Source organism: Denitrificimonas halotolerans (assembly GCF_034259425.1).
GTDB lineage: Bacteria > Pseudomonadota > Gammaproteobacteria > Pseudomonadales > Pseudomonadaceae > Denitrificimonas > Denitrificimonas halotolerans.
This window is the reverse complement of record NZ_JAXIVU010000010.1, coordinates 65,272-86,143: the sequence shown is the minus strand read 5'-3', so window position 1 is coordinate 86,143 and position 20,872 is coordinate 65,272. Positions and strand designations below refer to the sequence as shown.

The window sequence follows — 20,872 nt, the reverse complement described above, 5'->3', positions numbered from 1 at the left end:
ACACAATGGCTTTGGACGTACAACAACGAACGCCCTCACACTGCTATCGGAGGAGTACCGCCAAGGCAGTTATTACAGGCAGCTTAAATTCTACAAATGAGCACTGTGGAAAATGGGGGGAGTACAGTTTTATGTGCTTACGGTCGCCATTATTCTCTTATCCTCTGTTTATTTAGCAATCACCCGCTACGGCGATATTAAGCTTGGCCCTGATCACAGTCGTCCTGACTATAAAAACAGCTCTTGGTTTGCCATGCTGTTTTCTGCTGGTATGGGTATTGGCTTAATGTTCTTTGGGGTCGCCGAGCCGGTAATGCATTTTATCTCTCCACCTGTTGGAGATCCCAATACAGTAGAAGCAGCTCGAGAAGCCATGAAACTGACCTTTTTCCACTGGGGCTTACATGCATGGGCGATTTACGCCATGGTAGCCCTGATTCTCGCGTTTTTCTGTTACCGCCACGGCTTACCTTTAACGTTACGCTCAGCGTTATATCCCATGATTGGTGAGCGTATCTACGGACCTATTGGGAATGCTGTCGATATCTTTGCTGTAATCAGTACAATTCTAGGTATTGCCACATCGCTAGGTTACGGCGTTTTGCAAATCAATAGCGGATTCAACTACCTCTTCGATCTACCTATTGGTACTCATGTACAAGTAGTTTTGATTATCAGTATTACTGCTTTGGCCACCATTTCCGTGGCCACAGGCCTAGACAATGGTATTAAGCGCTTATCCGAAGCTAACCTATTGCTAGCCGTACTTTTATTAGGCTTGATTCTAACTCTTGGCCCTACAGTGCTACTGCTACAAAGTCTTGTACAAAATACGGGAGGCTACTTCTCTGAAATCATCAGTAAAACTTTCAATTTATACGCTTATGAACAAACCGATTGGCTTGGTGGTTGGACCTTATTTTATTGGGGTTGGTGGATTGCTTGGTCACCAGCAGTAGGAATTTTTATTGCCCGTATTTCGCGAGGCCGCACCATCCGAGAGTTCCTCACTGGTATTCTATTGGTTCCCACAGGTTTCACCTTTCTTTGGATGACAGTCTTTGGTAATACCTCCATTTATATGATTATGCAGGAAGGTCTAACCAGCTTAGCTGACACCGTGAATGCTGATAGCTCTTTGGCTCTATTTGCTTTCTTAGAACACTTCCCTTTTTCGACAATACTATCTGTCGTAGCTGTATTTATGGTGATTCTATTTTTTGTCACCTCAGCAGATTCCGGTTCGCTAGTGCTGGATATGCTAGCTTCTGGTGGTAAAACAGATACACCGTTATGGCAACGGATTTTCTGGGCGTCATCCATCGGTGTTGTAGCCATTACTTTGCTACTCAGTGGCGGACTGCCAGCACTACAAACAGCCTCCATTGCCAGTGCACTCCCCTTCTCTCTAATCTTATTAACAGCAATGTGGGGACTATTTAAAGCATTACATTTTGACTCCACCAAGCGTTTATTGAAACAACAAAGTGTTATCCACTATTCACGCCAACAACTTAAGCCCGGAGGTTGGCAGCGACGCTTACGTAGCATGATGATGTTCCCTCGTCGTTCACACGTTAATCGCTTTATTGATGAAGTCGTACACCCTGCATTTGAAGAGGTCGCTGAAGAGATCCGCAAACAAGGCTATAGCGCTGAAATTGAAGTCGCCGACGATAAACGCTGCAAACTTGAAGTGCAACATAATGCTGCAAACTTGAAGTGCAACATAATGCTGAAGTGAACTTCGTGTACAAAGTTGAACCTACGCCTTATATTCGCCCTGACTTTATGACGCCCACTCTCCTTGAAGAGGAAGGCGAGGAAGTTGAAGAACGTGAAAAGCGTAAATACTTTCGTGCTGAAGTACACTTGCTTGAAGGCGGCCAAGACTATGACATCATGGGTTGGTCACGCGACGAGGTTATTGAAGACATTCTTGATCAGTACGAACAACATATGCACTTTTTACATGTAATCCGTTAAGCACATCTAATCCTCTTAAATAATAGCCTACAAGCATGGAGTTCCAACTTGGAGGCTTTTTGCTCTACCTGCAGCACACAACTTGCTCGAGTTGCAACACTGCATAGACCTCACGGCATGCAATATGCAGTATTTTGAATTGGCCCACTAAAGAACAAAGGTGACTAAACTCTAGGCAGGCACATTCCTCCATTTAAAAAATCAAGACTCATAATTTTCCAAGCAGAAAATCGCATAAAAAACCAAGACTAAAATGCATTGACCCCAGCGAAATACTGGGGTCAATGCGTTACCTCAAAAATCTAACTACTTTTAGAAACGTTCGACTTTTGCATCCAATTCCATTTGCTGAAGTAAGGCATCAAAGTCAACTTGCCCTGTACGTGCAGCTAAGGCTTGTTGATATTGTGCCAGTTCCTGCGCATCTAATGGTGCAGGTGAATCATTTACACCGGTGAGACGCAATAACACATAATCGCCACTGTTTAGACTCACACCAGCAAACTCCACTTGTCCATCATGAGGCTTTGGCATTTTAAACAGTGTCTGTAATACCTGCGGATCAAAACGATCCTGCATACGCGTGGCAGCTTCAACAGTTTGCCATTCATCACCAACGATAGATGCCTTATCAGCTTTAAACGTTGCTAATAACGCTTCACCATCACTTTTTGCATTCTCAGTTGCACGTTGTTCAATAAGTTGTTGCTTAATTTGCTCACTCACATCAGAAAAAGCAATAGGCTCTGGACGCTGATGTTCTTTTACCCGCAAAACCACACTGGTTTCTGGGTCCAGCTCAATAACTAAACTGTTTGCACCTTCCTCCAGCACTTCTGGGCTAAAGGCTGCGTCTAAAACCTTACGATTGGCAAAAATACCTGTAGTACCTTCACGTCCAATAGGTTCACTAACCTTTACAGTCAAGCCCATTTCTGCTGCTGGCTGCTGTAAATCGGCAGACTCATAAGCATAACCCTCTAAATCACGCACAGCCTCTACAAATCGCTGCTCGACTTCACGCGCTTTAAGATTTTGAGTCAGTTTTTCTTCAAGGCTAGCAAAACTTGGAATATCCGCTGGACGAATATCTAATAGTTTAATCACGTGCCAGCCAAATTGAGTACGCACCGGCTCAGACAATTGCTCTTTACCCAGTGCAAATAAAGCATCTTCAAACTCAGGTTCATAAATACCTGCAGCAGCAAAACCTAAGTCACCACCATCTTGGGCCGAACCAATATCATCAGATAACTCTTGTGCAATAGCAGCAAAATCTTCACCTGCATTAATGCGTGCAATGGCTTGTTCAGCAGTATCTCGCGCCTGCTCGTCACTCCTATCGCCAGCCACTTCAATTAAAATATGCGCTGCACGACGCTGCTCTGATAAATTGGCAATTTCCGCCTCATAAAGCTCTTTTAAATCAGCCTGCTCAACGATGACATCATCAAAAAAAGTTGATTTCTCCAACTCAATGTATTCAACGATAACCTGATCAGCTGTCATGAACTGTGTTGGATTTTCATTGTAGTACGTCTGTACTTCTTCCTCAGAAACTGAAGCTTGTTCTATATCAGGCTCAATGACCAACATAGTAAAATCACGAGTTTGGCGTTCCAAACGCGCAAATTCCTGGGCTTCTTGTGCTGTGACAAACGCACTACCTGCAATACCTGCACGCAATTGGCTAGTACGCATTTCTTCTTCAATCATTTGTCTAAATTGCAAACGAGTGTAGCCCATCTGACGAATCACTTGGTCAAAGCGATCTGCATTGAACTGACCATCTACCTGAAACTCTTGAGCCGTTAGGATGAATTGGTCAACAGCTGAGCTTGGATAAACGAAGCCTGCTTGATCAGCCGATTGAACCAAAAGTTTACGAGCAATCAGCCCCTGTAAAGCTGCTTCAGTGAGCAACTTATCGTCAATTTGATTGACATCAAAGTCATCACCAAACTGCTGCGCAAGCTGTCTGCGTTGCAGGTTTTTGGCTGCCACTAAAGCATCGAGGGTAATTTCTTCACCGTTTACTTTCGCGGCGTTATTACTGTTACTGGTTGCTCCAATAATGGCGTCAAAACCAGTAAAAGCAAAAAGCACCACAATCAAACCAATAATAGATTTAGAGATCCACCCCGTAGAGTGATCCCGAATATTCTGCAACATGCATCCCCCGATGTCGCTATATATAGCTATGCATTATGGGTCAGTCTAACAAAATAAAGGCGCACCGAATGATGCGCCTTTACATTCTTTGATACGATTTTTAACCTGCAATTATAGCTCTACTAACACAGATAAAAGCGTATCGCACTCATCTCAGTGATCTAGCGATGTTTGAGACAGCGCTTAACTATTTACAGCGTCTTTAAGTGCCTTACCTGCTTTAAAGCCAGGGATCTTCGCTGCTGCAATTTGAATTGGGTTACCGGTTTGTGGGTTACGGCCAGTGCGTGCTGCACGGTCTTTAACAGAGAAAGTACCGAAACCAACCAATACGACTGAATCACCTTCTTGTAATGCACCTGTGATGCTCTCAAGAACAGCATCCAATGCGCGACCAGCTACTGCTTTAGGAATATCTGCCGAAGCAGCAACTTTATCAATTAACTCTGACTTGTTCACTCGTAAGTCCCCTTAGGTTTTATCAAAAAATTATGTTTTTCACACTGTGATGCAAACAAAAATAACTCTGTTATGCAAGCGACTGACAAAGACACCGTGCTTTATAGCAAGGTGTCAAAAAGCATGTCAACTTAAACCGTATTAATGCGTTCTAAGACAATCACTCGTCTTAGCATCACTCGACTCATCCTTCATCAACAACTCAGATGAAACATCAGACAAAGGCTCTGGCATGTATTGCAACGCAATTTGCAGTACTTCGTCAATCCATTTTACTGGTTTGATATCTAAATCGGCCTTTATATTATCTGGAATTTCCTTCAAGTCACGCACATTCTCATCTGGAATGATAACGGTTTTGATTCCCCCACGATGAGCAGCCAGTAATTTCTCTTTTAATCCACCAATGGCAAGCACCTGTCCACGCAATGTAATTTCACCTGTCATAGCTACGTCAGCACGCACTGGAATTTTAGTCAAGGCTGAAACTAATGCCGTACACATCCCTATGCCTGCGCTAGGGCCATCTTTAGGCGTCGCCCCTTCAGGCATATGCAGATGCACATCACTCTTCTCATAGAAGTCTGCAGGGATGCCTAACCCCTTTGCACGGCTACGCACAACAGTTAAGGCTGCCGAGATCGACTCCCCCATTACATCGCCTAAGGAACCCGTTTTAATTAATTGTCCTTTACCTGGTATCACTGCTGACTCAATAGTGAGCAAGACACCACCCACTTGCGTCCAAGCCAACCCTGTAACTTGGCCAATCTGATCATCTTCCTCAGCTAACCCAAAGGTATATTTTTGTACGCCTAAATAATGCTCCACATCATCAGCAGAAATAGTCACTGCAAATTTCTTAGCAGATACATGCTCTTTCACCACTTTGCGGCATACTTTAGCAATTTCACGTTCTAAACCACGTACACCAGCCTCACTAGTATAAAGACGAACGATCTTCAACAATGCATCGTCTTCAAATACCAGCTCACCTTTTTTCAGGCCATTGGCTTTCATTTGCTTGCTGACTAAATACTTTTTCGCAATGTTCAGTTTTTCATCTTCGGTATAACCTGGCAAACGAATGACTTCCATACGATCCAATAACGGTCCTGGAATATTCATGGAGTTAGCTGTACACACAAACATCACATCGGATAGATCATAATCCACTTCCAAATAATGATCGTTAAAGCTGTGATTTTGCTCAGGGTCCAAAACTTCTAGCAATGCCGATGCTGGGTCACCACGCATGTCTTGACCCATTTTATCGATTTCATCTAATAAGAATAATGGGTTACGTACACCAACTTTGCTCAAGCGCTGAATCACACGGCCTGGCATAGCACCAATATACGTACGACGATGGCCACGAATTTCAGCTTCATCACGCACACCGCCTAAAGCCATCCGCACATATTTACGATTCACTGAACGCGCAATCGACTCTGCTAAGGAGGTTTTACCTACACCTGGCGGCCCCACAAGGCACAAAATAGGTCCTTTAAGCTTGCGCACACGTTTTTGCACTGCCAAGTATTCAAGAATCCGTTCTTTAACTTCTTCCAAACCAAAATGATCCGCCTCAAGCACTTCTTCAGCTCGCTGCAAATCGGTACGCACACGGCTTTTAGCTTGCCATGGTGTGTTAATCAACCAGTCTAAATAAGTACGAATCACCGAAGCTTCTGCTGACATCGGCGCCATTTGCTGTAGTTTTTTCAGCTCCGTATGAGCTTTGGCCTCAGCTTCTTCGCTCATACCTGCTTCTTCAATGCGCTTTTTCAGTTGATCAATTTCATTATTACCATCTTCATCTTCACCCAGTTCTTTTTGAATAGCTTTCATTTGCTCATTCAAAAAGTACTCCCGTTGACTGCGCTCCATTTGTTTCTTAACACGACTACGAATACGCTTTTCAACACTTAATAATTCAAGCTCGGTATCCAAAATACCTAACATCAACTCAACGCGATCAGCAATATTCCACTCGCTCAGCACGGACTGTTTTTGCTCTAACTTTAAAGTCATCTGAGCAGCAATGGAGTCAGCTAAACGCCCTGCCTCTTCAACTTCACTTAATGAAGTTAGCGTTTCAGCAGGCACTTTTTTACCTAGCTGAACAAAGCTTTCAAATTGTTCCAATAAAGTACTTTGCAATGCTTCATTTTCAACTTCACTGATTTCTTCAGCAGTTCGAGTCTGTACTTGAGCAGTTAAATAATCGCTATCTGTGGCAGACAACTGTTTCACTATTTCAGCACGCTGAACGCCTTCAGCTAACACTTTAACCGTGCCGTCGGGCAGCTTTAAAAGCTGCAAAATTGTCGCAATAGTGCCCACTTCATGAAGGGCATCCGTGTCTGGATCATTATCTGCAGGGCTGCGTTGCGCGATTAGCAAGATTTTTTTGTCGCCTTGCATAGCGGCTTCAAGCGCTGCAATGGATTTTTCACGCCCTACAAATAGGGGGATTACCATGTGCGGATAAACCACAACATCTCGCAATGGCAATAATGGCAATTCGATGATTGTCTTCATTGTTCTCTCTCACATGCGGCACGCAGGCCGTAAAAATTGGCAAGCTTGTGACTAAAGATGGGGGCGAGTAACAGCAATTACAAGGTGGCAGCCATAAAATAACAAAAGGGCCCGTAGGCCCTCTTATTAACAGCATCTTAACAACACAGATCTTAAGCGTCCGGAGCCGCTTTTTGCTCTGCACTGTCTTGTGCTGCATAGATCAACAACGGCTTAGACTCACCACTGATTACGCTTTCGTCAATTACCACCTTACTGACATCTTTTTCTGATGGTATATCATACATCGTATCGAGCAATACACCTTCAAGGATAGAGCGTAAACCACGTGCACCCGTTTTACGCTCCAGAGCATACTTAGCAATAGCCTCAAGCGCATCCTCACGGAATTCTAACTCAACCCCCTCCATGTCGAATAACTTACCATATTGCTTAGTTAAAGCGTTCTTCGGCTCCGTTAAGATCTTAACTAACGCTGCTGCGTCTAACTCTTCTAGCGTTGCAATCACAGGTAAGCGCCCAACAAACTCTGGAATCAAACCAAATTTCACTAAATCGTCTGGTTCAACATCACGTAATGCTTCGCCGATCTTCTTTTCTTGCTCCCTGCTGCGTACTTGCGCTGCAAACCCTATACCACCCTTAGCAGAGCGATTTTGGATCACTTTTTCTAGACCCGCAAAAGCACCGCCACAGATAAACAAGATATTTTTCGTATCTACCTGCAAGAACTCTTGCTGCGGATGCTTACGCCCACCTTGCGGTGGAATCGAAGCTACAGTGCCTTCAATCAACTTCAATAAGGCCTGCTGAACCCCCTCACCAGACACATCACGAGTAATCGATGGGTTATCCGATTTTCGAGTAATTTTGTCGATCTCATCAATATAGACGATACCCATTTCTGCTTTTTCGACATCATAATCACATTTCTGCAGCAGTTTCTGGATGATATTTTCTACATCTTCACCCACATAACCCGCTTCAGTTAAAGTGGTTGCGTCTGCAATAGTAAAAGGTACGTTCAGTAAACGCGCAAGAGTTTCCGCCAGCAAGGTTTTTCCCGAACCTGTTGGCCCAATTAGCAAAATATTACTCTTACCCAGCTCAATATCGTCTTTTCTTTCCCGATTATTTAAGCGTTTGTAGTGGTTATACACCGCTACAGCAAGCACTTTCTTAGCGCGCTCTTGGCCAATCACATACTGGTCAAGAATGCCGCTGATTTCCTTAGGAGAAGGCAATTTATGTGCTGCGTCGTCTGCTGCAGCTTCTTCCACTTCCTCACGGATAATGTCATTGCACAGATCAACGCACTCATCACAAATAAAAACCGAGGGGCCAGCAATAAGTTTGCGCACTTCATGTTGGCTTTTGCCACAGAAAGAGCAATACAATAATTTGCCTTTATCCTCGCCACTATGCGTATCAGTCATTCGTTCGTTCCAGTTTGGTAGGCTTTGAATACAAGGTGGAGCCTTTGTTTGGCTTTTCAACCCTATGTGCCCACATAAAACATTTACAGCGTTACTAAACTTAATTAAACCGACATTTCTCGTTTAGTAGCTACCTGGTCAATCAAGCCGTATTTAACTGCTTCTTCAGCACTCATAAAGTTATCGCGATCAGTATCTTTAGCAATAACATCAATGGGCTGTCCCGTATGATCAGCTAAAATTTTATTTAAGCGATCACGAATGGTCAAAATTTCTCGGGCATGGATTTCAAAATCCGATGCCTGCCCTTGGAAACCACCTAACGGTTGGTGAATCATCATGCGTGAATGCGGCAAGCAATAACGCTTACCCGCTGCACCACCGGCAAGCAGTAACGCCCCCATACTGGCTGCCTGACCAATACACATAGTTGAAACGTCAGGCTTAATAAACTGCATGGTATCGTAAATGGACATACCCGCCGTAACCGACCCACCTGGTGAATTAATGTACAGGTGAATATCTTTATCAGGGTTCTCTGCTTCCAAGAACAACAACTGTGCAACTACAAGGTTCGCCATATAGTCTTCAACAGGGCCAACCAAGAAAATAATACGTTCTTTTAGCAGGCGCGAATAAATATCATAGGCGCGCTCACCGCGTGATGATTGTTCAACAACCATCGGCACCAAACCGCCAGCTGCTTGGATGCTCTGCGGGTGTTGCATAAAATTATTATCTGACATATCTGCCGTCGCTCCCAGGTTGATGATCATCGTCTCAAAGACACACAAGCCAGCACTAAGGCTGGCTTGTGAATTAATAAACTAGACTAGCCTATTAATATATAGCTGTCAGCGAGTAAAATTACTCTGCCTTAGCTTCTTCAGCTTCTTCTGTTTGTGCTTCTGCAGCAGCTTTAGGTACTGCAGGCTTCACAGCTTCCTCATAAGGCACAGTAACATCAGTTACTTTAGCTTGTCCTAAAACAGTTTCTACGACCTGCTCCTCAAGCACAACTGCACGCACATCTTCGAGCTGCTGCTCATTTTTGTAGTACCACTCAATCACTTGCTCAGGCTCTTGATAAGCAGCAGCCATTTCCTCAATAGTGCTACGTACTTGTGCATCATCTGCCTTAATTTCAAATTGCTTAACCATCTGTGCAACGATTAAACCTAACGCCACACGACGCTGCGCTTGTTCAGTGAACAACTCAGCAGGCAACTGATCAGGCTTAATGTTACCACCAAACTGCTGCACGGCCTGAACACGTAAACGGTCAACTTCGTTAGAGATCAACGCACTAGGCACTTCAACTTCGTTCGCTGCTAACAAACCATCCATCACTTGGTTTTTAACTTTACCTTTGATGGCTTGGTTCAGCTCACGCTCCATGTTCTTTTTAACTTCAGCGCGAAAACCCTCTAAACCACCTTCGGTATTACCAAACATTGCGAAGAACTCTTCGTCTAGCTCTGGTAACTCAGGTGCTTCCACTTTATTGACAATCACAGTGAACTCGGCAGTTTTACCAGCTAAGTCTAAATTTTGATAATCCTCTGGGAAGGTTGGATTGATAACCTTGGTTTCACCTGCCTTGCAGCCAACTAAAGCATCTTCAAAACCTGGGATCATGCGACCTGACCCCAAAACCAATGGAACATTGTCTGCAGTACCGCCAGCGAATGCTTCGCCATCGATAGTGCCTACAAAGTTAATGGTCACTTGATCTTCTAGCGCTGCTTCGCGCTCAACCTCAGCAAAACGCGTATTCTGCTTGCGTAAGATATCTAGCATATTATCAACGTCAGCGTCTGTTACTTCAGCACTCTGGCGCTCAACTTCAATGCCTTCTAAACCTTGCACTTCAAATTCTGGGAATACTTCAAATGTCGCAACGTACTCTAGATCTTTATCTTTTTCGAACACTTTTGGCTCAATCGCTGGCTGACCCACTGGGTTAACTTTTTCAGCAACGACTGCTTCATAGAAAGTTGCTTGGATTACATCACCCAAAACTTCTTGACGCGCATCAGCTTCATAACGCTGACGAATAATGCTCATTGGCACTTTACCCGGACGGAAACCAGGTACTTTAGCGCGCTTAGCGGTCTGCTGTAAGCGTTTAGTTACTTCACTTTCAATACGCTCAGCAGGAACGCTAATATTCATTTTGCGCTCAAGGGCGGAAGTGCTTTCTACGGAAACTTGCATGGTTATTCCTCGTTGAATAGACGTGGCCAGACATACCGACCCTAGAATCAAGGGCATGCATTCTAGAGGTCTCTTACAAAAATATCCATCCAATCGGACAGAGAATTTTAACTATTACAATAATCCTTCAATTGGCAGCCAAGAAAGCATGCGGGTCGTAGCCCGTCTCCAAAGGCTAGTTTTCGGCTCAGAAGTATAGGTTTTCACCCCTGATTCATGCTGTTCAACCCAGTAAATACGGCCTGTCTCAGTGACTTTCACTTGATAAGCATGGGCTGGTATTTCATCATAAAATGCTTGGTTAATGCGCTTAGCCAGATGCGAGCTATCAATCACAAACCCTAGCTCAGTATTTAAGTTAGCCGAACGCGGATCAAAATTAAATGAACCGACAAAGACATGCTTTTGGTCTACAGAAAAAGTTTTTGCATGCAAACTGGAGCCTGAACTTCCTAAAAAACGCTTTTTTCGCTTCATCTTTGGTGCTTGAGCTGAATGTTTTTGCATCTCATACAAACTCACTCCCGCTTCGAGCAAAGCCTTACGCCGCTTGGCGTACCCCGCATGCACCACAGCCACATCTGTAGCAGACAGCGAATTAGTTAACACTTTTACTTCTACCCCTTTGCGCAACAACCAAGCAAAGGCCTCTACACCAGCCTCTGTGGGTACAAAATAAGGTGAAATCAACTCAACATCTATTGTCGGATTACCAATGATGTCTTGAAACTGCTGAATCAATAAATCTTCTTTTTCTGCTCTACCCAACCCCTTTCGCGGGTCATCACTGACCATACGCACTTTAAGCCATTCAAATTCAACATTGCGCTCGTGTAACTGCTGAATAAACGGTGAAGCACGCAGATAACTTACATATCTTTGAGCGGCCGGACTGTTTTGAATAGTAACCGCTCGCTCACGCAACTCATCCAGCGACATTCCACTACGATTGGGTAAGACTCGCTCTAAAGGGTAGGAAGAAGCACTATGCCAATACTTATCAAAGTCCTCAGACACATCCCGCACTGCTGCGCCAGCACTAAGAATATCTAAATCAGCAAAAAGAACGTCATCGGTTGCACCAAAGTACTCATCACCAATATTACGCCCACCAATAATGCTTAGAGTATTATCTGCAGTAAAAGATTTATTATGCATGCGCCGATTGAGCCGATCAAAGTCCGTTAAGAACCCCCACCAGCGTGCTCCGCGCAATATAAAAGGGTTAAACAGTCGTACCTCTATATTTTCATGTGCATGTAACCCCAATAAAATTGGATCAAGACCACTGGTGTTATTATCATCCAACAGTAGACGCACACGTACTCCTCGGTCTGCCGCCTCATGTAAGGCTTCAAACAGCATGGTGCCAGTCATATCCCGCCGCCAAATGTAATACTGAACATCCAAACTGCGTTGTGCATATTTAGCGAGCATCATACGTGCTGCAAAGGCCTCATCCGCTTCAATCAGCGGATAAATACCACTCAACCCTTGCTCCTGTTGCTCCTCAACAGGCCTCATAGCTTGAGCAAAATACGTATCGGCAACCTGTGATTGAGTATAAGCACTCGACTGGCTACGCCCCTCTAAACTGGGTAAGCCTTGGCAGCCAGTCACAAGCACACTTAAAACCATAAAGCTTAATTTAACCAGGTAATGACTCATAATTTGTCTAACATGTAATCACTCACAAAGCTGACTGAGTGGAAAAACTGCCCTAAATCAAGATCTTGCACGGGCACCTCACGTAAAATACACGCATTCTCGATAGTTTATCGCTATTCAATAATGATCAGCAAAGCTGATCTTAAATCAGTTACTTATACATAGGGTTTTGGCCAATGGAGCACATGCCTAGTTTTAATCGCGCACTCGTAGAAAAATACGACCGCCCTGGTCCACGCTACACCTCTTACCCCACGGCGCCACAATTCCATACAGCCTTTGCCGAAGATCACTATAGGCAAGCAGCAGAGCTTAGCAACCAACAATCTGGAGCTAAAGCTTTATCCATTTATATTCATATCCCATTTTGTCAAAGCCTGTGTTATTACTGCGCTTGCAATAAAATTATTACGCAAAAAACCAGTCGTGCCGTTGAGTACCTTGAATACCTAAAGCAGGAAATTCATCTACAAGCCTGCCTTTTTGATCAAGAACGTACAGTAACGCAACTGCACCTAGGTGGTGGTACCCCAACATACCTAACTCAAGCGCAGCTCTCTGACTTAATGAAAGCACTCCACAGCGCTTTTAATTTAGATACCAGTGAACAACGTCAGTTTTCTTTAGAAGTTGACCCACGTACGATCACCCCAGAGCAAATCCAGCAACTCAGTGAGCTCGGTTTCAACCGAATCAGTTTTGGGATTCAAGATTTTGATCCAAAAGTACAAGAGGCGGTCAATCGCATTCAAAGTGATACACAAGTAGAAGCGCTCGTCAAAGCTGCACGTCAGACCAACTTCCGCTCCATCAGCGTAGATTTAATCTACGGCCTGCCATTGCAAACAGTGGATAGTTTTAACACTACTTTAGATAAAATTATTGCATTGCGACCTGACCGTATTGCCGCATATAGTTATGCCCACTTACCACAGCTGGTTCGTGCTCAACGCTTAATTCGCCCCGAGGACATGCCCCCACCAGAACGTAAACTAGAATTACTTGAGCTAACCATCCGCCGCCTCTGTCAAGCCGGCTATGTTTATATCGGCATGGATCACTTTGCTTTACCAGAAGACGAACTGGCAAAAGCACGCATAAACGACACTCTGCAGCGTAATTTCCAAGGCTACTCCACCCATGCTGATTGCGATTTAATAGGCTTGGGAGTGTCATCCATTGGTAAAGTCGGCAATACTTATAGCCAAAACGTTAAAGAACTGTCCCAATATTACACACACCTCAATAATGGTGAATTGCCTCTCCAACGTGGCTACCAACTCAATGCTGATGACCGCTTACGCCGTGACGTGATTAGCGCATTAATGTGCCACAATCGTATCGATATTGCTGCGATTGAACAGGCGCACCAAATCAATTTCAATGAATACTTTGCTGAAGCTTTAGCAACGCTGCAAGAACAAGTGGACGATGGCTTAGTGACCATTGATGATGAGGCCATTATTTTACTGCCACAAGGAAACCTCATGATGCGCAGTGTTGCGATGGCTTTTGATGCGTACCTAGGCGCCGCACAACGCGGACAATTCTCACGCACAGTCTAACTCATCACACTGATGCCGAGCTCGGCAACCTTGCTCAGCATCAGGCAGACTGCCGTCAACTGTCAGCATCTAAGCGAAACATATGCAGAAGCCGGTGCGCCACATGCTCCTAAAATAGCCAAAAATACTAAGTTGGCACACAAAATTTGATAACCTCTAACTAACTGGTTACTGCTAGCGCCTTGCACAGCTTATCACTGCACTCATTATTGCTAAATAACTGGCTGTTTCTTAAGCTTGACTAAAGGGCTATGTTACAGAGTTCCACTCTGGGGTGAAGTTCACTACACTGAAGAACACTGTAAACCATCGGCTCAACATTGTTCAGTGATCGACCAATAATAAAATATTACAAAAGGTGCCAATTTTATGAGCAAGACAAATCAACGTATCAGTAAACTTTTCGCCACTATAGCCTTAGCTGGTATCACAAGTTACTCATTGGCTGCAGAGCCCATTAAGATTGCTCTTGCCGGTCCAGTTACCGGTCCAGTTGCCCAATACGGTGATATGCAATCTATAGGTGCCTTAATGGCTATTGAGCAAATCAACAAATCCGGAGGCGTCAATGGCAGCATGCTCGAAGCCGTAACCTATGATGATGCCTGCGATCCAAAGCAAGCGGTCGCTGTTGCCAATAAAATTGTTAACGATGACATCCGATTTGTGGTTGGTCACCTTTGCTCTGGATCAACTCAGCCAGCAGCTGACATTTACGAAGAAGAAGGGATCTTAATGATCACTGCCGCTTCTACAACACCAGAGCTCACGCAGCGTGGCCACACTCTGATTTTCCGCACTATTGGTTTAGATACCATGCAGGGCCCTGCGGCAGGTAAATACGTTGTTGAACAGCTTAAACCTAAACGTGCCGCTATTCTTCACGATAAGCAGCAATACGGTGAAGGAATTGCTACTGCAGTTAAATCAGCTCTAGATACAGCTGGCATCCCTGTAGCACTCTTTGAAGGCGTCACCGCGGGAGATAAAGACTTCTCTGCTTTAATTGCAAAAATGAAAAAAGAAAATATCGACTTCGTTTACTTCGGTGGCTATCACCCAGAAATGGGAATGTTACTGCGTCAAGCTGCCGAGAATAAACTAGAAGCAACCTTTATGGGTCCTGAAGGTGTCGGTAACAGTGACATTTCAGCCATTGCTGGTGAAGCCTCTGAAGGCATGCTAGTAACCCTACCTAAAGCCTTCGATGCTGATCCAAAAAACGCCCACCTAGTTGAAGCCTTCAAAGCGAAGAACCAAGACCCTCGCGGCGCTTTCGTCTTCCCAGCTTATGCAGCAGTACAAGTGATGGCCGATGCCATGACTCTTAGCAAATCCCAAGACCCTGAAGTACTTGCCAGTACCATCCGTAGCAATAGCTTTGATACCCCAACAGGTGTATTGGAGTTTGACGATAAAGGTGATCTGAAGAACTTCAGCTTTGTGGTCTACGAATGGCATGCTGACGGCAGTAAAACAGCTCTAACCAACGAGTAATTTAACTCGTCTACTCAGCCTCGCTATTCAATCCTTATGGGTTCGCGAGGCTGCTTTGCTTGCTGGATATGCTTATGAATGAAGCTTTTTTCTATTTTTTGCAGCAGCTACTCAACGGTTTGACCGTGGGTAGCACCTACGCCCTCATTGCCATTGGCTACACCATGGTGTACGGCATTATAGGTATGATCAACTTCGCCCATGGTGAAGTTTATATGATCGGGTGCTATGTCACTTTTATTGCCCTAACAGGACTCGCTATGCTCGGCCTAGAAAGCGTGCCCTTATTAATTCTCGGTGCTTTCATACTGAGCATCATTGTCACCAGCGCCTACGGCTACAGCATTGAACGTGTGGCCTATCGCCCCTTACGCGGCAGCCACCGCTTAATACCGCTGATTTCTGCTATTGGCATGTCTATTTTGCTACAAAATTTTGTGCGTGTAGCACAAGGAGCCCGTGATATAGCAATGCCAAGCTTAGTAACCGGCGGTGTTACTTTAGGTAATGAAGCAAGCTTCCATGCCAGCTTGTCTTACATGCAAATCATTATCTTTGTCACAACTTTAATGGCGATGATTGCCCTAAGCATTTTTATTTCGCGCTCTCGCACAGGCAGAGCCTGTCGCGCCTGCGCTGAAGATATCAAAATGACTGGTTTGCTGGGCATCAACAGTAACGCCATCATTGGTATCACCTTCGTCATTGGTGCCATACTCGCTGCAGTTGCAGGGGTACTTTTAAGCCTCTACTACGGTGTCGTCAACCCTTACATTGGCTTCATGGCAGGCCTTAAAGCCTTTACTGCTGCAGTGTTGGGTGGGATTGGCAGTATTCCTGGGGCTGTTTTAGGAGGATTAGTCTTGGGTGTGACCGAAGCTATGACCTCAGGTTACTTAAGCAGTCAATACAAAGATGTCGTGGCTTTTGCTCTATTGATTATGATTTTACTGTTACGTCCAACTGGTATTTTGGGTCGCCCTGAAGTGGAGAAAGTCTAATGCGCTTGCACATTAAACCGGCTCTCTTCTCCGCCGCTATAACCTTAGCTCTCAGCGCGATCTTACTGGGTGTGCGCTTAACCCAAGTTGGCACTGAGCTCAAGATTATCGGCGCTGATATCGATGTCATCTGGAAAATTCTTGCAGCCACTGCACTGATCTTTTTTTACAACTTATTCCGTGAGCATATTGAACGCACATTAGGTTTTCTCCCACATGTGAATATACCATCACGCCTGCGCTCGATCGGCACACGTAAGAGTATCCAACGCTTATTCTGGTGTTTCATCATTGCAGCCACGCTAATCTTCCCACTGCTTGGTTCTCGCAGCCAAATTGACCTAGCCACCTTAGTATTGATCTATATTATGCTCAGCCTTGGTCTGAATATTGTGGTCGGCCTAGCAGGTCTTTTAGACTTAGGCTATGTCGGTTTCTATGCCGTTGGGGCTTACACTTATGCCTTACTATCAATGTATTTTGGTATAGGTTTCTGGACCGGTTTAGTTGCTGCAGGCATTATGGCTGCTTTTTTTGGCTTTATTTTAGGGTTCCCTGTACTGCGCTTACGTGGTGACTATTTAGCCATTGTGACTTTAGGTTTTGGTGAGATTATTCGTATTTTATTAAATAACCTCACCGAGCTCACCGGAGGTCCACGTGGTATTGGCGGTATTCCTAAACCGACATTTTTCAATCTTGAATTCAGCCGCCGCGCCAGCGAAAACGCTCAAACTTTTCACCAATTTTTTGGTATCGATTTTAGCTCGATGCATCGCGTGATCTTTCTTTACTTATTAGCATTGATCTTGGTATTGATCACTATTTTTGTAATCAACCGGTTAATCCGTATGCCTATTGGTCGTGCTTGGGAAGCGATTCGCGAAGATGAAATTGCAAGCCGCGCATTAGGCTTAAACCCCACCCACATTAAGCTCAATGCTTTTACGATAGGAGCAACCTTTGCTGGGTTTGCCGGTAGCTTCTTTGCCGCTCGGCAAGGATTTATTAGCCCAGAGTCTTTCACCTTTATAGAGTCAGCCATAATCTTAGCTATTGTGGTGCTTGGCGGTATGGGCTCACAAGTGGGCGTCATTTTAGCCGCTATAGCCATGACCGTTCTGCCTGAAATGGCTCGTGAATTTAACGAATACCGTATGCTGTTATTTGGCTTAATGATGGTACTGATGATGATCTGGCGACCTCAAGGCTTACTTCCCATGAAGCGCCCGCACGTGGAGCTACAGCAATGAGCAGCCGTATTTTAGAGGTTTCAAATCTAACTATGCGTTTTGGTGGCTTGCTGGCCGTAAATGGCGTTGGCCTCACTATTCAAAACGGTCAAATCGTATCCATGATTGGTCCGAATGGTGCCGGCAAAACTACAGTATTTAATTGTTTAACTGGATTTTATAAACCAACCGCAGGAAAAATCGTCTTTGCTGGTGAGGAAATCCAAGGTTTGCAAGGTCATAAAATAGCCCGCAAAGGCATGATTCGAACATTCCAACATGTACGATTATTCAAGAGCATGACCGTTTTAGAAAACCTACTCGTTGCCCAACATCAGCACCTTAACAACAGTTTACTGGCAGGCTTATTTAAAACCCGCGCTTACCGTCAAGCCGAACAAGCCGCATTAGATCATGCAATGTACTGGCTGAAAAAAGTCGATTTATTGAATGAAGCCAATCGCGAAGCAGGTACGCTTGCTTACGGCCCACAACGTCGTTTAGAAATAGCCCGCTGTATGGTGACACGCCCCAGCTTATTAATGTTGGACGAGCCTGCTGCGGGTCTAAATCCTAGCGAAACCGATCATCTAAAGATCCTTATTAACGAGTTACGTGACGAGCACGATATTAGCGTGCTACTCATTGAACACGATATGAAGTTAGTGATGGATATTTCTGATCATATTGTAGTAATCAATCAAGGTACCCCACTAGCTTCGGGAACCCCTGAAGAAGTACGCAATAATCCAGCAGTGATTAAAGCCTACCTTGGCGAGGAATAAGCATGCTAGTTATGAATAATGTCTGCACTTATTACGGCAAGATCCAAGCTTTAAATGATGTATCAATCAAAGTGAATCGAGGTGAAATTGTTACTTTAATTGGAGCCAACGGTGCGGGCAAAACCACCTTAATGATGACGTTATGCGGTGATCCGCAAGCAACCCGCGGTGAAATAGTTTACGAGGGTGAACACTTAACTGGTAAAAGCACTGCTGAGATTATGCGTAAAGGGATAGCCATTGTACCCGAAGGACGCCGTGTTTTTTCCCGCCTGACCGTTGAAGAAAACTTAGCTATGGGTGCTTTTTTCTGTGATGACAAACATGTTCGTGAAGACCGCTTAGACCGCGTACTGACTTTGTTCCCACGTTTACACGAGCGCTTCCAACAGCGTGCAGGAACCATGAGTGGTGGAGAGCAACAAATGCTCGCCATTGGTCGCGCATTAATGAGCGAACCTCGATTACTACTACTTGACGAGCCCTCACTCGGGCTAGCCCCCATTATCATTCAGCAAATCTTTCAGATTCTGGAGCAACTACGCAAGGACGGGGTAACAGTCTTTCTGGTTGAACAAAATGCTCACCAGGCCCTGAAATTAGCTGACCGAGGTTACGTAATGGAACACGGCCGTATTGTATTAGAAGATTCCGGTGACAACCTACTCAATAATGAGGCTGTGCGCCAAGCTTACTTAGGCGGTTAACCTCCCCCAAAAAAAGGGTGAAGCTCTACAGCAAAACGGCCATACCCGACCGCGCAAATATTTTAAGTTGCATTGAAATCGCGGTCGTGAATGACTATTTGAGCGGCGGTACTTTGCAACCTCTGACAGTGTAACCCTAGATCTTTATCCGTGTTTTTTGTAAAGAACTCATATTAAGTGCTGAAAAGTTCAAAAACTTACTTTAAAAACAGTTCGCTGGCTTAGGTAACCCAGCCAGTCGAGCTGCTAGCTTAGCCGGTTTTCCGTTGAATAAAGCATTTAAATACAAGCTATTACCCTTCTCTTTGCCTAAGTGTACCGCCACATACTTCACTAAAGCTCGATTTGCTGGAGACAACTGAAAAGTTTGATAAAACTTGCGTAGTAAGTACAACACCTCCCAATGTGCCTCACTTAACTCAATACCTTCGCGGACCGCTAAAGCCTGTGCTACCGATTCCGACCAATCGTTTAAATCACATAAACAATCGTCTTGATCTAATAAGATCTCACATCCTTCAACCGTTAAAGTTGCTGTATTCATATCCAACTGTTCACCCGTGCATATTCGACGGTAAGCGCTACAAAAGCTGGGTAATCCACGACAGTCAAAACAAACTGTGATGCATCAATCGCACGCGCCTCAAGGTCTTCTTGCAATGCATATAAACGATAATTATTTTGCGTCATTAGCAGTTGTGCAGCTTGGCTACCTGTGCGTAGCGCTTGCACCGCCTCACCACAAAGTAGTATCCCATCACCATCAGACAACACCCGTAAACAGCTCTGCAATTGTGAGCCAATACCAGAGTTTAAAATATGTAAAGTCGTCATTATAGCGTCACCAGATGATCAAACTGGCGCAGTAATTCTTGCACCTGCACTTCATCTAAAAGCTTGGCAGGCACAGCTAATTGATCTGGAGTGACTCCTCGCTCACTAAGGCTGTACTTCGAGACATACAACTGTTCAATACCGAACATCGGCAAAGCTTGCAAGTTGGCGGCTAAGTCTTTTTGCTCAAGCATTTTCGGCTGCTGCTGTTCCAACAGTTGGTACACGCCATCATCCAGAAACAAGATACTTAGCGGCAAATCAAATGCGCCAGCCGCTAAAGCAATATCTAATGCTTCTGCTGCCGCAATACCCGCCCAAGGTGCTTGACGGCTCATTAACAGTACTGATTTAGCCATTACGCCCCCCCAAAGCTGATATGACGATCTGCACGCTGTAAAGCGTCATGTAACTGTCCTAACCCTGAAAGTTGATATCCCTCAGCTAGGTTACCCCCCTGACGTTGGTACCTTGTAGCTTCAACGTGATCCAATACACCACGACGCAATGCAGCAGCAATACAAACCACCGCATCAATGTCATATGCTCGAATAAAGTCCTGCCATTGCCTCGCAATATCTTCTTGATCTTGAGCGACCACTAAATTATTAGCCGCACTGAGCACCCCATCTTGGTAGAAAAAAACCCGCACAATTTCATGCTTTTGCGCGAGCAACGCTTGAGCAAAACGCAGTGCTCGACGCGTAGCGGGGGAAGTACTAGACGACAACACACTTATTACAAATCTCATAGCAACCATCAAAATAAA

Annotated in this window: 18 protein-coding genes and 1 pseudogene; 8 read left to right on the top strand and 11 right to left on the bottom strand. The window is 44.7% G+C overall.

The features are described from left to right. On the top strand, window positions 1-87 hold an 87-nt coding region (locus TOI97_RS08625; RefSeq protein WP_286594322.1), incomplete at its 5' end, for an integrase core domain-containing protein. 40 nt (window positions 88-127) lie between these two features. Beyond that, window positions 128-1,986: pseudogene (locus TOI97_RS08620) on the top strand (BCCT family transporter); the annotation flags it as partial. Between the two features lie 312 nt (window positions 1,987-2,298). On the opposite strand, the gene TOI97_RS08615 reads toward TOI97_RS08620, so the two are convergent. The 7 genes from TOI97_RS08615 to TOI97_RS08585 form a co-directional block, all read right to left on the bottom strand. Then, complete coding sequence (locus TOI97_RS08615; protein ID WP_321553715.1) at window positions 2,299-4,158, bottom strand: SurA N-terminal domain-containing protein; 1,860 nt, start codon at window positions 4,156-4,158, stop codon at window positions 2,299-2,301. A 183-nt stretch (window positions 4,159-4,341) separates the two neighbouring features. Then, window positions 4,342-4,617, bottom strand: a complete 276-nt coding sequence (locus tag TOI97_RS08610; protein ID WP_321553714.1) for an HU family DNA-binding protein — start codon at window positions 4,615-4,617, stop codon at window positions 4,342-4,344. A 141-nt stretch (window positions 4,618-4,758) separates the two neighbouring features. Next, entirely contained in the window at window positions 4,759-7,161 is a 2,403-nt protein-coding gene (lon, locus tag TOI97_RS08605) for an endopeptidase La (RefSeq protein WP_321553713.1), read from the bottom strand. A gap of 152 nt (window positions 7,162-7,313) precedes the next feature. Further along, entirely contained in the window at window positions 7,314-8,597 is a 1,284-nt protein-coding gene (clpX, locus tag TOI97_RS08600; RefSeq protein ID WP_321553712.1) for an ATP-dependent Clp protease ATP-binding subunit ClpX, read from the bottom strand. A 104-nt stretch (window positions 8,598-8,701) separates the two neighbouring features. Then, window positions 8,702-9,343: an ATP-dependent Clp endopeptidase proteolytic subunit ClpP gene (gene clpP, locus TOI97_RS08595; protein WP_321553711.1), complete on the bottom strand. Its 642-nt coding sequence runs from the start codon at window positions 9,341-9,343 to the stop codon at window positions 8,702-8,704. A gap of 121 nt (window positions 9,344-9,464) precedes the next feature. Further along, window positions 9,465-10,814 carry a trigger factor gene (gene tig, locus TOI97_RS08590; RefSeq protein ID WP_321553710.1) on the bottom strand — a complete coding sequence of 450 codons (1,350 nt, stop codon included), beginning with the start codon at window positions 10,812-10,814 and terminating at the stop codon, window positions 9,465-9,467. A gap of 114 nt (window positions 10,815-10,928) precedes the next feature. Further along, entirely contained in the window at window positions 10,929-12,482 is a 1,554-nt protein-coding gene (locus tag TOI97_RS08585; protein ID WP_321553709.1) for a phospholipase D family protein, read from the bottom strand. Between the two features lie 176 nt (window positions 12,483-12,658). Here TOI97_RS08585 and hemN point away from each other — a divergent pair, with 176 nt between their 5' ends. From hemN to TOI97_RS08555, 6 genes are all read left to right on the top strand, one after another. Further along, a complete protein-coding gene (gene hemN / locus TOI97_RS08580; protein WP_321553708.1) occupies window positions 12,659-14,047 on the top strand; it encodes an oxygen-independent coproporphyrinogen III oxidase in 1,389 nt (462 codons plus the stop codon). Between the two features lie 369 nt (window positions 14,048-14,416). Next, window positions 14,417-15,544 (top strand): branched-chain amino acid ABC transporter substrate-binding protein, encoded by a 1,128-nt coding sequence (locus TOI97_RS08575; protein ID WP_321553707.1) that lies wholly within the window; start codon window positions 14,417-14,419, stop codon window positions 15,542-15,544. A 74-nt stretch (window positions 15,545-15,618) separates the two neighbouring features. Continuing rightward, on the top strand, window positions 15,619-16,545 hold the full coding sequence (gene livH / locus TOI97_RS08570) for a high-affinity branched-chain amino acid ABC transporter permease LivH (RefSeq protein WP_321553706.1): 927 nt from the start codon (window positions 15,619-15,621) through the stop codon (window positions 16,543-16,545). Continuing rightward, window positions 16,545-17,798, top strand: coding sequence for a high-affinity branched-chain amino acid ABC transporter permease LivM (livM, locus tag TOI97_RS08565; RefSeq protein WP_321553705.1), 1,254 nt, complete (start codon window positions 16,545-16,547; stop codon window positions 17,796-17,798). The genes livH and livM overlap by 1 nt, the downstream gene beginning before the upstream one ends. After that, window positions 17,795-18,562, top strand: coding sequence for a high-affinity branched-chain amino acid ABC transporter ATP-binding protein LivG (gene livG / locus TOI97_RS08560; protein ID WP_321553704.1), 768 nt, complete (start codon window positions 17,795-17,797; stop codon window positions 18,560-18,562). The genes livM and livG overlap by 4 nt, the downstream gene beginning before the upstream one ends. Window positions 18,563-18,564: 2 nt before the next feature. After that, complete coding sequence (locus TOI97_RS08555; protein WP_321553703.1) at window positions 18,565-19,269, top strand: ABC transporter ATP-binding protein; 705 nt, start codon at window positions 18,565-18,567, stop codon at window positions 19,267-19,269. Window positions 19,270-19,471: 202 nt separating this feature from the next. Here the strand turns inward: TOI97_RS08555 and TOI97_RS08550 are convergent, their stop codons facing one another. The 4 genes from TOI97_RS08550 to tusD are packed head-to-tail and all read right to left on the bottom strand — an operon-like array spanning window position 19,472 to window position 20,854. Then, a complete protein-coding gene (locus tag TOI97_RS08550; RefSeq protein ID WP_321553702.1) occupies window positions 19,472-19,813 on the bottom strand; it encodes a TusE/DsrC/DsvC family sulfur relay protein in 342 nt (113 codons plus the stop codon). Then, window positions 19,810-20,103 (bottom strand): sulfurtransferase complex subunit TusB, encoded by a 294-nt coding sequence (gene tusB, locus TOI97_RS08545; protein ID WP_321553701.1) that lies wholly within the window; start codon window positions 20,101-20,103, stop codon window positions 19,810-19,812. The genes TOI97_RS08550 and tusB overlap by 4 nt, the downstream gene beginning before the upstream one ends. Further along, the gene (tusC, locus tag TOI97_RS08540; RefSeq protein WP_321553700.1) at window positions 20,103-20,462 is read right to left on the bottom strand and encodes a sulfurtransferase complex subunit TusC; all 360 of its coding nucleotides are present in this window, start codon (window positions 20,460-20,462) and stop codon (window positions 20,103-20,105) included. Before tusC ends, tusB begins: the two co-directional genes overlap by 1 nt. Beyond that, a complete protein-coding gene (tusD, locus tag TOI97_RS08535; RefSeq protein WP_321553699.1) occupies window positions 20,462-20,854 on the bottom strand; it encodes a sulfurtransferase complex subunit TusD in 393 nt (130 codons plus the stop codon). Before tusD ends, tusC begins: the two co-directional genes overlap by 1 nt. Between the last annotated feature and the right edge of the window lie 18 nt (window positions 20,855-20,872).